The sequence below is a fragment of the Romboutsia sedimentorum genome, assembly GCF_030131845.1.
GTDB lineage: Bacteria > Bacillota > Clostridia > Peptostreptococcales > Peptostreptococcaceae > Romboutsia_D > Romboutsia_D sedimentorum.
In genome coordinates, this window is sequence record NZ_JASKYM010000001.1 from 955,648 (window position 1) to 970,117 (window position 14,470).

The 14,470-nt window shown below is 26.8% G+C and carries 14 protein-coding genes and 2 tRNA genes; 4 read left to right on the plus strand and 12 right to left on the minus strand.

Annotation, left to right across the window (positions count from 1 at the left end):
• Positions 1–9: 9 nt before the first annotated feature.
• The 8 genes from QOZ84_RS04830 to polA form a co-directional block, all read right to left on the minus strand.
• The gene (locus QOZ84_RS04830; RefSeq protein WP_284131817.1) at positions 10–696 is read right to left on the minus strand and encodes an endonuclease/exonuclease/phosphatase family protein; all 687 of its coding nucleotides are present in this window, start codon (positions 694–696) and stop codon (positions 10–12) included.
• A 164-nt stretch (positions 697–860) separates the two neighbouring features.
• Positions 861–1,463 carry a hypothetical protein gene (locus QOZ84_RS04835; protein WP_284131818.1) on the minus strand — a complete coding sequence of 201 codons (603 nt, stop codon included), beginning with the start codon at positions 1,461–1,463 and terminating at the stop codon, positions 861–863.
• 299 nt (positions 1,464–1,762) lie between these two features.
• A complete protein-coding gene (locus QOZ84_RS04840; RefSeq protein ID WP_284131819.1) occupies positions 1,763–1,975 on the minus strand; it encodes a heavy-metal-associated domain-containing protein in 213 nt (70 codons plus the stop codon).
• A gap of 159 nt (positions 1,976–2,134) precedes the next feature.
• A tRNA-Leu gene (locus QOZ84_RS04845) sits at positions 2,135–2,221 on the minus strand.
• Positions 2,222–2,276: 55 nt separating this feature from the next.
• Positions 2,277–3,932 carry an ABC transporter substrate-binding protein gene (locus QOZ84_RS04850; protein WP_284131820.1) on the minus strand — a complete coding sequence of 552 codons (1,656 nt, stop codon included), beginning with the start codon at positions 3,930–3,932 and terminating at the stop codon, positions 2,277–2,279.
• On the minus strand, positions 3,929–4,489 hold the full coding sequence (locus QOZ84_RS04855; protein WP_284131821.1) for a lytic transglycosylase domain-containing protein: 561 nt from the start codon (positions 4,487–4,489) through the stop codon (positions 3,929–3,931). The genes QOZ84_RS04850 and QOZ84_RS04855 overlap by 4 nt, the downstream gene beginning before the upstream one ends.
• The gene (gene coaE / locus QOZ84_RS04860) at positions 4,482–5,084 is read right to left on the minus strand and encodes a dephospho-CoA kinase (RefSeq protein ID WP_284131822.1); all 603 of its coding nucleotides are present in this window, start codon (positions 5,082–5,084) and stop codon (positions 4,482–4,484) included. The genes QOZ84_RS04855 and coaE overlap by 8 nt, the downstream gene beginning before the upstream one ends.
• Positions 5,085–5,092: 8 nt before the next feature.
• The gene (polA, locus tag QOZ84_RS04865) at positions 5,093–7,732 is read right to left on the minus strand and encodes a DNA polymerase I (protein WP_284131823.1); all 2,640 of its coding nucleotides are present in this window, start codon (positions 7,730–7,732) and stop codon (positions 5,093–5,095) included.
• Between the two features lie 155 nt (positions 7,733–7,887).
• Between polA and QOZ84_RS04870 the strand changes: the two genes are divergently transcribed.
• Positions 7,888–7,973, plus strand: a tRNA-Leu gene (locus tag QOZ84_RS04870).
• Positions 7,974–8,118: 145 nt separating this feature from the next.
• A complete protein-coding gene (locus QOZ84_RS04875) occupies positions 8,119–8,271 on the plus strand; it encodes a hypothetical protein (protein ID WP_284131824.1) in 153 nt (50 codons plus the stop codon).
• A 70-nt stretch (positions 8,272–8,341) separates the two neighbouring features.
• Here QOZ84_RS04875 and QOZ84_RS04880 read toward each other — a convergent pair whose 3' ends face one another.
• A complete protein-coding gene (locus tag QOZ84_RS04880; RefSeq protein WP_284131825.1) occupies positions 8,342–9,070 on the minus strand; it encodes a hypothetical protein in 729 nt (242 codons plus the stop codon).
• Between the two features lie 340 nt (positions 9,071–9,410).
• Between QOZ84_RS04880 and QOZ84_RS04885 the strand changes: the two genes are divergently transcribed.
• On the plus strand, positions 9,411–10,316 hold the full coding sequence (locus QOZ84_RS04885; protein WP_284131826.1) for a selenium metabolism-associated LysR family transcriptional regulator: 906 nt from the start codon (positions 9,411–9,413) through the stop codon (positions 10,314–10,316).
• 33 nt (positions 10,317–10,349) lie between these two features.
• Here QOZ84_RS04885 and QOZ84_RS04890 read toward each other — a convergent pair whose 3' ends face one another.
• From QOZ84_RS04890 to pdxR, 3 genes are all read right to left on the minus strand, one after another.
• Positions 10,350–11,741, minus strand: coding sequence for an aminopeptidase (locus tag QOZ84_RS04890; protein ID WP_284131827.1), 1,392 nt, complete (start codon positions 11,739–11,741; stop codon positions 10,350–10,352).
• Between the two features lie 73 nt (positions 11,742–11,814).
• On the minus strand, positions 11,815–12,057 hold the full coding sequence (locus QOZ84_RS04895; protein WP_284131828.1) for a DUF896 domain-containing protein: 243 nt from the start codon (positions 12,055–12,057) through the stop codon (positions 11,815–11,817).
• A gap of 58 nt (positions 12,058–12,115) precedes the next feature.
• Entirely contained in the window at positions 12,116–13,543 is a 1,428-nt protein-coding gene (gene pdxR, locus QOZ84_RS04900; protein WP_284131829.1) for a MocR-like pyridoxine biosynthesis transcription factor PdxR, read from the minus strand.
• Between the two features lie 109 nt (positions 13,544–13,652).
• Here pdxR and QOZ84_RS04905 point away from each other — a divergent pair, with 109 nt between their 5' ends.
• Positions 13,653–14,447, plus strand: a complete 795-nt coding sequence (locus QOZ84_RS04905) for a histidinol-phosphatase HisJ family protein (protein WP_284131830.1) — start codon at positions 13,653–13,655, stop codon at positions 14,445–14,447.
• Positions 14,448–14,470: the final 23 nt, after the last annotated feature.

The window sequence follows — 14,470 nt, forward strand, 5'->3', positions numbered from 1 at the left end:
TATTTATTGTTATATTTTTATTTTTGCTATTATTGGATAATGATCAGACATATTTTTTATTAAAACTTCATAATCTAAAATTTCTATTTGTGGAGATATAAAAATATAATCTATTCTATCAAGACCAGTTGCAAAAGTTAATATATTTGATTTGTCTAATTCTTTAGCTGCATCTTTTAAAATATTATTATCTAACTCCATATTACCTTGATTAAAATCTCCAACTACTATATATGGTTCATTATTTAAGTCACTTACAAAATCCGCAAGTTCATTTAGTTGTACATTTCTTTCCTCTTCTCCAAGCCCTAGATGAACATTTATAACATTTAATTTTCTACCTTCAACATTTACCACAGTATGTAGCATACCTCTTTGTTCTCTTTCACTATGAAGATAAATATGTTCTTGCCTCTTTATAGGATACTTTGAATATGTAACAAGTCCATAATTTAGCCCTAAATCTACTACATTGGCTCCAAAATGGGAGTACATATTTAGTTCTTCTTTAAAGCTACTTACCTGAAATCCTGCCTTAGCTGACTCGTTAACTTCTTGAAGACATATTATGTCTGCATTTGAAATTCTTAAAAAATCGATTATATCAAAAAGAGTAGGAAACATATCTTTGTTTAACCCACTGTGAATATTATAACTAACTATCTTTATTTCTTTTTTGGGAGAAAAACACTTCATCTCTACCATAAAACTTATATTAATTAAAAATATTATTATTATTATCAGACCTATTTTTTTTGTACGTATATGCCATCAACTCCTCGTTTGATTTCTTTTATATTATATGCTATTTTAAAAATTAAAGACGCTTTATAAGCGTCTTCAATTCTATATTATTATATTTATTTTTTAGAAAGCTTCTCTTTCATTATATAATTAATTATTTTTTTTCTTATTTCTTCAGCTCCATCTTCATCCTCTACCTGTAAGTCTAATAGCCTAGCTATAGACCTCATATCATTTCTTGTTTTTGATTTATAACTTTCTACTAAATCTTTTTTTATTCTTTCTGGTTCTAGTATATATTCATCTTCTCCTCTTTTATATGAAAAATACTTTTGGGAATACTCACCTTTGTTAGAATATATGTGTGTAGACACCTTCCTTAATACTTGATTGTATGAATTTTTTGTATTTACATTTATACCTAAATATTTTGCAAATTTCACTAATTCATTCTTTGATTTAAATGTTTCCTCAGATTTTATAGTTCTTGCAATTGAGGAAATATTATCTTGGTTTGCACCTTTTTTTAAAACTCTTGAATATGTTTTATTTACGCCCATACCTTGAGTTATTTTTTTAATATTTTCATTTATTATTTTATCAACATTTCCCTCAAAGTACTTTTGGACTCCCTTTTGAGATACATAACTGTCAAGTTCTTTTTGGGCCATATCAAGTATCATCTTTCTTAAATTTTCCTTGTATCCTCTTTCATCCACGATACTCCCCCCTTAGTTACTTATATTATATTCAAGTTTGTAAAAAAGTGTGAGTTACCTTCTTGGCCAAATTAAACAATATAAAAATATATCTTCATAATTTAAGACATATTATTTTTTATTGTTAATTGTATATATATTTTAAATACGGGGATACTATTAAAGTAAAATCAAACATACTCAATCTCCCTATTTAGGCTTCTATTATTTTCCCCCAATAGAAGCCATTTTTATATTTTTGCATAAAAATACCCCTCTAAATAATCCTTAATAAAGATATTGCCTAGAGGGGTATTTCATTACTCTATTCCTTTTAGTTCAAATCCTAATTCTTCTATTACTAAGTTCAATTCAGTTTCATTTACACTGTCTTCCATTTCAACTATTGCATACTTTTTATCTAAATTAACATCTAATACTTTTATACCTTTTATATCTTCTGTAAGTGCTGTTTTTAAGTGGTTCACACAATGCCCACAGCTCATACCTTCTATTAATAATTTTTTTTGCATTTTCATACCTCCTTATATACCCTATAAGGGTATTGTATCATATTAAATAAACTCTTTACATTATTTTTCTCTATATTTATTGTAAGCATTCAATATTAAATACCTTCTAGTTTTTTGGCATAAAAAATGAGTTTGATTTAAATCAAACCCATTTTTATTTGGTACGGAAAGCGGGACTTGAACCCGCACGAGTATTCACCCGCTACCCCCTCAAGATAGTGCGTCTGCCGATTCCGCCATTCCCGCATATGCTTTATACTATAAAGCATATGCATTTTAACTTTATAAGTCAATAAATTTATTATTTATCTTTTATATTTAAGTTTATTAGCCCTTCATATATATCAAAATCATTTGGCGAAACTTTTCCTTCGAGTCTTCTATTCGTAACTATATAATCATCCCTAATTGCTAAGCTCATAAATATTACATTATCATTTATATATTTTTGTATTGATTTATATATACCTTTTATCTGTGACTCTGTTGGTGCTACATATAAAGATTCTAAATAACTATTAAGTTTTTTGTCACTATACCCTGAATTTTCAATTATACTTTTAGCATCTGGTACACTAGATAATTCCCATCCAACTAATGCTAAATCATATTTCTTAGAAGTTATAGCATTTTCTAACTCTTTACCTTCTAATTCTTCTATAGTTGATTTTATGCCTATAGCTTTTAAGTTTTCCGATATTATATGTGCTGATTTTATTCTTTCTGTGTTGTTTTTGTTAACAACAATCTTTAAGTTCAATTTAGAAATTTTTGCTTTAATATCTGCTTTATCTTTTTCTGCCTTAGCTTTATCTTCTTTAGCATCCGTTTTCTCTTTTTCTACCTTAGTTTTATCTTCTTTAACATTTGTTTTCTCTTTTTCTGCATTTGGGTCAGTTTTCAAATCAACTTTATCAAGGTATTGCTTTGATTTTTCCTTATTATAATTAACCGATGCTATATCTTTATTGTAATACTTTGAGTTCGAATTAAGAGGGAAGTTTACTAGCTTAGCATCTCCCATATATCCTTCATCTACTATTTGTTTTCTATTTATAGAATATGCTATTGCTTTTCTAAAGTTAATATCTTTAAGGAATTCATTATCATAATTAAAAATCAAGCTTTCATAATCTCTGCCTTCATACTTTGTTATATTAAATTCCTTTTCATAAAACTTACTTAAATCATTTAATGATACTCCCGCTATATCGCTATCTAATGCCATAACCATAGAGATTTGAGTTTCTTCATCTGGTACGACACCTACTTTTATATCTTTTGTGGTCTTTGTAGATTCATCATAATAGTCTTCATTTACCGTTAATATCATTCCATCTCGTTCTTCATACTTTTCTATCTTATAAGGTCCATTACCTATAAGATTATACTTATACTCTGATTTTTCTTTATCTGATGCTGATCCTAATTTAGATTGAGATACTATTGGAAATATTAATGTTTCTAATGAAAATGCATACTTTTCTTTAAATTTAATTGTAAATTCGCGATCATTAGTTATAGATATAGATGATATATTTTTAGCTGAAAAATCATATGGACTTTCTGCATTTTTTTGTATTAACTCTATACTAAATTTCACATCCTCAGATGTCACTGGTTTTTTATCATGCCATTTTGCATCCTTTAATTTAATATCGATACTCATACCATCTTGTGCTATTCCGTATTCTTCAACTAATTGAGGTACTACATTGTAATTTTCATCTATTGTAAATAACCCATCGTAAATCATATTAGTTATATATCCCACAGATTTATCCTTATTTAACAAAGGATTTATTGTTTTTGGTTTTACCATACTTAAATTTATGTACTCTGAATTTATAGCACTTTTACCTTGTTCTTCTTTATTTTCACTTGCTTTTTTACTATCACATCCAACTACTACAGCCGATATTGCTAGTACTATAATTAATGTTCTTAATCTCTTCATTGGTTTGTTCCTTTCTTGCCATATAACTTATTGTAATTGATATAATTTTTTTTCACTTTTTCTACATAGTTTGAGGTTTCCTCAAATGGTATATTATGCAATTTTTCACCATCTTTACTATATTCATTATTATTTAACCATTTTTTTACATTACCAGATCCACCATTATATGCTGCTATAACTAAATCTAGTTTTCCAAATTCTTTATAAAGCTTATTTAAATACCAACATCCAATTCTTATATTTATTTCAGGATTAAATACATCTACATCGTCTAATGCTAACTCTTCTTTTGCCCAATCTCTAGTTATATCACTTATTTGCATTAACCCTTTTGCCCCTTTATGAGATACTGCATCTGGCTTAAACTTGCTTTCTGCTTTAATTACACTATGTACTAAATTTTCGTCTAAATCAAATTCTTTAGAGTATTTTATCACATACTCAGAATATTTCTTAGTATAAATCAATTTATGTATTGTTTTTTTTTCAATTAAAATTGATGTAAATAAAATTACTACAATAGATAGAATTATTAGTATTTTTTTCTTACTCACACCAATTCTCCTTCATATACATAATAAATTTTTTTGCTTTTATATTTAATTCTTCAAGTGTCGAGGAGTTATTTATTATATAATCTGCATATATAATTTTCTCCTCTTGACTCATTTGAGAATTAATTCTACTTATAGCATCTTCCCTTGTACAATTATCTCTATCTACTATTCTTTTTATTTGCACATCTTCATCACAAGTTATTATTAACAATTTGTCTATTATTTTTGTATATCCACCTTCTATTAACAGAGCTGCATCTATAACTATAATTTTTTCATTATTTTTTTTTGCTTTATTTATTTTTTCTAATATTTTATTTTTAATTTTAGGATGAGTTAAGTTATTTAATTCTATAAGTTTATCTTCATTATTAAATACTATTCTCCCCAAAGCTTTTCTATCTAAACTTCCATCAGTATTTCTTATGCCTTCCCCAAAATTAACAAAAACCTCTTGTAAAAGATTTTTATCTGCAAATATTTGTCTAGATATTTTATCTGCATCAATTATTTCAATATCATTTTTCTTAAATATGTTAGATAAACTACTTTTACCACAACCTATATTACCTGTAACACCTAAAATCAACATATTTTCACCTACTTTGTTTCATACCATGAATATCCTACATTTAAGTCAACATCTAAATCAATATCCATTGCAACTGCATTTTCCATTTCTTCTCTTACTATAGTACTTACTATATCCACTTCTTCTTCTATAGCTTCAACAATAAGCTCATCGTGTACTTGTAGTATAAGTTTAGATTTCAAATTTTTCTCTTCTAATTTTTTATACACATTTACCATAGCTATTTTTATTATATCTGCAGCACTACCTTGGATTGGAGCATTCATAGCAAATCGTTTCCCACGATTTTTTTCCATGAAGTTGCTTGATTTTATTTCTGGTATGTATCTTCTTCTATTAAATATAGTAGTTACATATCCATTTTCTGTAGCTTTTTCTATAGTTTCATCCATGTATTCTTTTATTTTATTATATTTATTAAAATAATTCTCTATATATTCCTTAGCTTGCTTAACTGGTATCTTAAGATCATCTGCTAATCCAAAATCACTCTTACCATATACTATACCAAAGTTTACTGCTTTTGCCGCACTTCTTAATTCACTTGTAACATTTTCCATGTCAACATTAAAGACTTGAGATGCTGTTTTTGTATGGATATCTTCTTTATGTTTAAATGCATCTATCATATTTTCATCTTGACTCATTTGAGCTAATACTCTAAGTTCTACTTGTGAATAATCTGCATCTACTAATTCGCATCCATTATCTGCTATAAATACTTTTCTTATATTTCTTCCCATTTCAAGTTTTACAGGTATATTTTGAAGATTTGGCTCTGTAGAAGAAATCCTACCTGTCGTAGTTATAGTTTGATTAAATGAAGAATGTATTCTATTACTTATTGGATTTATTATTCCTAATAAACCTTCCACATAAGTAGAATTTAGTTTAACTATTTGTCTGTATTCTGTTATTTTATCTATTATCGGACTTTTATCTTTTAGTTTATCTAATACATCTGCATTAGTTGAATATCCTGTTTTAGTTTTTTTAACTACAGGTAGTTCTAATTTATCAAATAATATTACGCCTAATTGTTTTGGAGAGTTTATATTAAACTCTTCTCCTGCAATTATATATATTTCTTGTTCTAGTCTTTTTATTACTTTTTTAAATTCACTACCTAGTTCATACAGTTTTTCTTTATCTACTTTTATTCCCTCATATTCCATATCACCTAAAACTTCTACTAATGGCATCTCAACATGATAAAACAGACCATCCATATCCATTTCATTTAGGCTTTTTTCCATAATAGGAAATACATCATACACTGCATTTATAACTGTGCATATATGATTTTTCAATTCTTCAAATTCTAAGTCTTCATATCCTTTTATCTTTACACCTTTACCTAACAGTTCTTCTTTTGATTTTACTGTCTTAGTAAGATATTTCATAGCTATTGCACTACATTCATAAGACGTTGACGAAGTTGAGTCTATTAAATATTCAGCTATAGTTATATCAAAGTTCATATTTTCTAATATTATTTTATATGGTCTCAAAGCTATATAATCATCTTTTAGATTATATCCAATTTTTCTTATTTCGTTGTTAGAAAGTATAGTTTCTAATTTACTTATATCATCTTCTTCTATATAATATATATTTGTTCCATCTACACTTACGAACATATACATTATATTTTTATCTAATATATTTCCTTTTTTACTAACTGTTTTTAATATTATTTTTTTATTTTCATTAACAGTTTCAATAAATTCTTCTATATCTTCTAATTTATTTATATTTAACATCTCACCTATTTCTTTTTCTTGGTCAGAATCTATAAATCTAGGAATCAAACTTAAGAATCCTAATTTTCTAAAGCACTCTACAACACTTTGTTTGTCAAAGTCTCCATATTTCATACTTTCTAAATCTATATCGATTGGAACATCTCTTATTATTGTAGCTAATCTTTTACTCATTATAGCTAAGTCTTTATTTTCTTCTATTTTCTTTTTAGCGCTACCTTTTATATTTTCTAAGTTTTCAAGTATACCTTCTATACTAGAATATTCTTTTATAAGTTTTATACCTGTTTTTTCTCCTATACCTGGTACTCCTGGTATGTTATCTGATTTGTCTCCCATAAGCCCTTTTAAGTCTATAAATTGAGTTGGAGTCATTTCATATTTTTCCATAACAGAATCAAAATCATATTCTTCTACTTCTCCAACACCTTTTTTAGTTATTAAGGTAGTTGTTTTTTGAGATGCAAGCTGAATAGCATCTTTATCTCCAGTAACTATATATACCTTATATCCATTTTCTTCGCCTAATTTAGAAACAGTTCCTATTATATCATCCGCTTCATATCCATCGATTTCAAGTCTATTTATATTAAACTTGTCTAATAGTTCCTTTAGAGGCTCAAATTGTACTCTAAGCTCATCTGCCATTTTCTTTCTTCCTGCTTTATATTCTTCAAACTCTAAATGCCTAAATGTTTTAGCTTTTCTATCAAAAGCTACACTTATATGAGTAGGTTTATATGTATCTATAATTTTAAACAACATTGTAGTAAATCCATAAATAGCATTTGTCTTTAACCCTTCTTTGTTATTCATATCTGGTAGTGCAAAGAAAGCTCTATTTATTATTGAATTTCCATCTATTATAATTAATTTATTTTCCAAATTCATCTCTCCTATTATTTCTATAGTTTTACTTATAGTTATTATATACCAATACTCTATTATTTAATATTACCACAATATCAAAAGTATATTAATATTAAATATATTGCAAATGTTTATATATCTTGGTATAATATTCATATATTCAATATTTTGCCGGATTGGTGGAATGGCAGACACGACGGACTCAAAATCCGTTGGTAGCAATACCGTATCGGTTCGACCCCGATATCCGGCACCAATAATTATTCAAAAGAGTTCAAGCTAGATAGCTTGAACTCTTTTTATTTGTATTAAAATAATTAATTTTATTGATATAGTTTTAAATAAGGCTTATAATGTAAACTTATCAATAAAATAAATTATGATAAAAAGGAGTATTCATTATGAATAAAAATTTAGAAATGATGCAAAAACTTATAGATGCAAAGAAAGCTAAAAGTTCTAATTCAAAAAACAATATTAAATCAGTAAAAAATATTGGACAAAGTTCAAATGCAATTAATAGTATGAAAAAAACTGGCGCTGGAGAAAAATAATATTATTAAAAATAAATTTTTTACATATAAAAAGTTATAACTAATTAGTTATAACTTTTTTATGTTTGTATTAATCTTCATATAAATATTGCCCTACTAAATTCATAACGTCATCTTTATCAACTATTGTAATATTTTTAATATTATTTTTATCTTTTAACATAACTAATATCTTAGACATCTCATTCTTTTTATCCTTTAAGAAGAATGCTTTGACCTTTTGATGATTAGATTTATCATAAGCTTCTAAATTAGGTGTATTATCTCCAATGATACTATATAAATCATCCTCAGTCTTTCCAATATATTCACTAAATTTGATTTTTTCTATTTTGTCTAATGACAATCCTGGTTCTTCATTATACTTTTCTACAACTACATCTACATCGCGTCCTGTAGGTTTCGTTTCTATATTATTATTTGAAAATTCATACGTCTGAACATCTGTTACTTTATTTCCCTCTAGTTCTATATATAACGCACTACCATCTAATTCATTATCTGAAGTATATTTAGGATAAGTTAAAACCATATTAATATTGTCATCAATTTTATCTAATATATCCTCACTATCTTTATCTATATAATATGTAGTACTGTAAGGAGTACCCATATTTTTCAGAACATATTCATAGTCTTTACCCATTATTACTTTAACATCGTTTTGAACCTTTGTCATAGTCTTTTGTTGAGTTTCTTCATCTGCTATGGGTGATTCTCCTTTTATATTTGTTTTATTGCAGCCTACAACAAACATACTCAATATTAAAGTACTAGCTAACACTTTTTTTAAATTCATAAATTAGTCCTCCTTCCATTAGCTTCAATATTTATTTACTATTTAATTTAAAATCCATACTTTTTTAATTGTTATTATAGATTATATACTATTTTTTCAAATTTTATAGATATAATGCTACTTTGTAATATTTCTGTAACAGGATATTTTTTCTAATTTAATATTATACAAATCCAAATTTAGGAATTAAAGTTTAATTACTTTAGTATTATATCAGAATAATTTTAAATAGGCAAAGTTACATTAATATTTACTTAAATTTCTCATTTAAAGAAGTAATTAGCTTTAAATTATATATATGTTATAATATATTCATAATGATTAAAGGGAGAGATTAATAATGGATTTTAAACAATTGGAAGTTTTTGTTGCTGTTTCTAAACATCAAAGCTTCTCTAAAGCTGCGCGAGAATTATTTTTGACTCAACCTACTGTAAGTTCTCATATTCAAAACTTAGAGAGAGAATTGGATACTATATTAGTGAATAGAAATAATAAAAATATAACTTTAACTAAATCAGGAGAGATTCTTTATGATCATGCTATTTATATACTAAATAACTGTAAAAAAGCAGTATATGATATAAAAGAATATGCAGGTAAGATAGAAGGAATTATTGATATAGCTTGTAGCTCTATTCCTGAGACTTATATACTACCAGATTTTTTAATAAAGTTTTCTGGTACTTATCCAGATGTTAAATTTAGTATAAGCCATTACGATTCTCAACTTGCAATATCTGAAATTCTGAATGAAAGAATAAGCTTTGGCTTAGTAGGTTCAAAAATTAACAATCATCAAATAGAATACATCGATTTGATTGATGATGAATTAGTTCTTATAGCTCCTTCATCTTTAAATATAAAAAATGAAAATGGTTTTATAGATTTAGAAGAACTTTATAACCTTAATTTTATAATGAGAAAAGAAGGATCAGGAACTCGAAATTTAATATTAGATACACTTGAAAAGAATAATTTCACTGTAGATAAGTTAAATATATTAGCTCATGTAGAATCAAATGAATCTATAAAAGAAATGGTTAGACTTGGATTTGGAGTTTCTTTCATATCTTATACATCTTGTATTGATTATTTACATTCAAACAAAATAAAGTTTTATAAAATAAAAGATATTAATTTCAAAAGAAAGTTTTATTTTATATATTCTAAAAAGAAAATTTTCAATCCTTTAGAAGATAAATTTCTAAATAATATATGCAACTATTTCAATGTAGAAAAATAGACCCTATACTTAAAGTATAGGGCTTGTTTTTTATTAATTTAAATTAAAGAATGATTTATATCCTTTGTACATTTCATATATATCAACTTTTGAAACTATTTCATATGGTGCATGCATGTTTAATACTCCTACACCACAATCTATAACTTCAGCTCCATAGTTAGCTAAAATATAGGCGATAGTACCTCCACCTCCTTGGTCTACTTTTCCAAGTTCAGCTGTTTGCCATACTACTCCTGCATTATTGAATGTTCTTCTTATTTCTGCCATAAATTCAGCATTAGCATCGTTACATCCACCTTTACCTCTAGATCCTGTGTACTTACCTAAAACTACTCCATGCCCCATATATGCAGAATTTCTTTTTTCATAAGCTTCTGGGAAGTTAGGGTCATATCCTGCAGATACATCAGCAGATAAAACTTTAGTATTAGCCATTGCTCTTCTAACTTTTAGTTCACAATAGTTTCCTTCTAGTGCTATTAATTCTGCTACAGTATTTTCAAAGAATTTAGAATGCATTCCTGTATTTCCTTGAGAACCTACTTCTTCCTTATCAACACATAATGCAACTGCACAGTATTCTGGGTCTTTAGTTTCAATGATAGCTTTTACTGCTCCATAGCAACATACTCTGTCATCATGACCATAAGCTAGAACCATTGATCTATCAAATCCTAAATCACGAGCACGTCCAGCTGGAATAATCTCTATTTCAGCACTTAAGAAATCTTCTTCTACCATACCGTATTTATCATTTAATATTTTTAATATATTTTGTTCAATAGCTTCTTTGTCTTCACCTTCTAGCGGCATATGACCTATTAGTATATTTAATCCTTCTCCAGTTATACCATCTGCAAGTTTCTTTTGCATTTGATCTCCTGAAAGATGAACTAATAAATCAGTTATACAAAATACTGGATCAGTTTCATCTTCTCCAATGCAAATATCTACTTTTTTACCATCGGTTAGTATAACTACTCCATGTATAGCAAGTGGTGTTGCTGTCCATTGATATTTTTTTATACCACCATAATAATGAGTTTTGAAAAATCCTAAATTAGCTTCTTGGTATAAAGGATTAGGCTTTAAATCAATTCTTGGTGCATCTAAATGTCCACCTACAACCTTCATTCCTTTTTCTAATGAATTTTTCCCCATTATAAATAAAGCTACTGCCTTATCTTTATTTACTGCATAAATTTTATCTCCAGCACCTACACTACCCTTTTCCATTACTTCTTCTATTGATATGTATCCATTTTCCTTAGCTATTTTTACTACTTCTCTACATGAAGTTCTTTCAGTTTTACCACTATCTAAAAAGTTCATGTATCCTTTAGAATAAGATGTAATGTCATCTAACTTATTGTTTTCTCTTTCTACTTCCCATGCATTTTTAAATTCATGCTTTAATTCCATAATAAGCCTCCTAAGTTTATATTATATTTAAATATTAAGTTATTTAAATTTAATTAACTTAATATATTCTTAATTACTTATTGTCTTTATTATTGTCTTCATTGTTGTTTTCTTTATTATTTTTCATATATTCGTCATATTCCTCTGGCGAAACTACTTTTACATTATCTAATCTCGATCTAAAGTGTGCTCTAAAGTTATCTAAATACTCTTTTCTTAATCCTTCTCTTTCTTTTATTTCTGCATCACTTAATCCCTCAGCTTTATTTTTTTTAGCTAATTCATTTATTCTATCTAATTTCTTTTGATCAAACATTTTAATTGTCCTACTTAAAATATATACGCCTATTTTAAGTATTCTCCTTTCTTATTGTTTATAGTTTAATAAAAAAATCTTCTTTTAAATCTTTAAGTTTATTTTTATATTCTCTTAAAAATTCTTCTAAGTTATCACTTATTATAGATATTCCCTTTTCTATATCTTGTATGCTCGACTTTGCTATATTTATTCTGAAAAATCTATCATCAACTATATTATCAAAAAAATATGTTCCTGGGAGTACTGATACTCCTTTTTCTAATAAAAATCTAGTAAAGTCATAAGATGAATATCCTCGGGGTAGTTCTAAAAAGAAGTTTATCCCCCCATTACTTTGTCTTACTTTTAGTTTATCACTTAACTTTGCATTAATTAAGTTTTTTGTAAATTTATATTTTTGAGTATAAATTTTTTCTACACTTTCTAAGTAATTATTCCAGTTAAAGTACTCCATATAATAATACATTGATCTTTGAATAAGCCCTGGTGTTGATATATCTGATGAATGTTTTGCCAATAATACCTTTTTTAATAATTCACTAGGTATGTCTACAATTCCTATTCTAAGGCCTGGCATTAAAATTTTAGAAAAACTTTTTATATATATTACTCTATTTTTATCATCATAGCTTTTTAGAGGTTTATTGTCATGTGAATCAAACTTAAAATCACTTATAAAATCATCTTCTACTATATAAAAATCATACTTCTCCGCTAGTTCTATTAATTTTTTCTTTTTATATGTAGAATAAGATATTCCTGTAGGATTTTGAAAATTAGGCATTGTATATATTAATCTAGGTTTTATTTTTTCAAGTTTTAACTTTAATATGCCTATATCAATACCATCATCAAGCATAGGAATCGATACTATTTTTGCACCTCTACTTTTAAATACTTCTATTGCACCGCTATACGTTGGCTCTTCTACAAATACAACATCACAATAATTTATAAGCCCTTTACAAACAATATCAATTCCTTGTTGTGCCCCAGATATCACCTGAATGTTTTCTTTAGTAGTCTTTATACCTTTATCTTGAAGATGATAAACTATTTTTTGCCTTAAGTCCTCTGACCCAAGTCCTTCATCATATTCAAATATAGAGCTTCCATCTTTTGATAATGCCATATTTACTGCACTTTTAAAATCTTCTATTGGAAATATTTCAGTTGAAGGATTTCCACTCTCAAAATTTATAACTCCATCTTTTTTAACTATAATTTCATCTTTACTAGTTTTAATCATAGACACGAAGGTTCCACTTCCTACAGTTTTATATACGTATCCTTCATTTTCTAATAACTCATATACTTTCACAATTGTAGTGTTATTTACTCCTATATGCTGAGCTAACTTTCTTATTGGAGGCAGTTTTTCATTTTCTTTTATTTGTTTTTCAACTATAATCTTTTTTATATGATTATAGATTTGCAGATATTTAACAGTTTCTTTATTCAACGTTATATTATATTTTTCCATTTTATCACCACTTGTACTTTTCATTAATTCCTTGATGGTTATATTTATATTTGCTAATATGTAGTATGTATATATAATACCAAAATTTTAATAAAAAGGGGAACTATTTATGTTTTATGACTATCACATGCACTCTAATTTTTCCAATGACAGTAAAACTGACATGGAGGATATGATAAAAAGATCCATAGATTTAGGACTTAGAGAAATTTGTTTTACAGATCATGTAGATTATGACCTAGATACCGATTTTGATTGGGGTATTGATTACGATAAGTATTTTGAAAAACTTGACTTCTTGCAAAATAAATACAAAGATAAAATTTCAATAAAAAAAGGAATTGAGTTAGGGCTTCAAAAACAAATAACCGATAAATGTAGTGAAGATGCACATAAATATCCATTTGATTTTATAATATGTTCTATTCACGCTATAAACAAATCGGATTTGTACTTAGGTGAGTTTTTCAAAGGTAAAACTCAACACGAAGCTTATGAAGCTTATTTTAATGAACTTTATACAGTTGTAAAAAAATATAAAGATTATTCTATTTTAGGTCACCTAGATTTAATCAAACGCTATGGTAACTACGATAATCTACTTAAAGATAGCTTATTTTCAGATATAATTGAAGAAATATTAAAACAAGCTATCTATGATGGTAAGGGTATTGAACTAAATACATCTTGCTATCGATATAATCTTCCTGATTTAACACCATCTAGACAAATTCTTAATATGTATAAAGATTTAGGTGGAGAAATAATAACTACAGGATCAGATTCTCACAATCCATCTCAGGTCGCATATCAATTTGACTATATTTATTCTTACTTAAAAAATAGTGGGTTTAAGTATGTATGTAAATTTAACAAAATGAAACCAGAATTTATAAAGATATAATTATTTTTTCACCCCCTTATGAA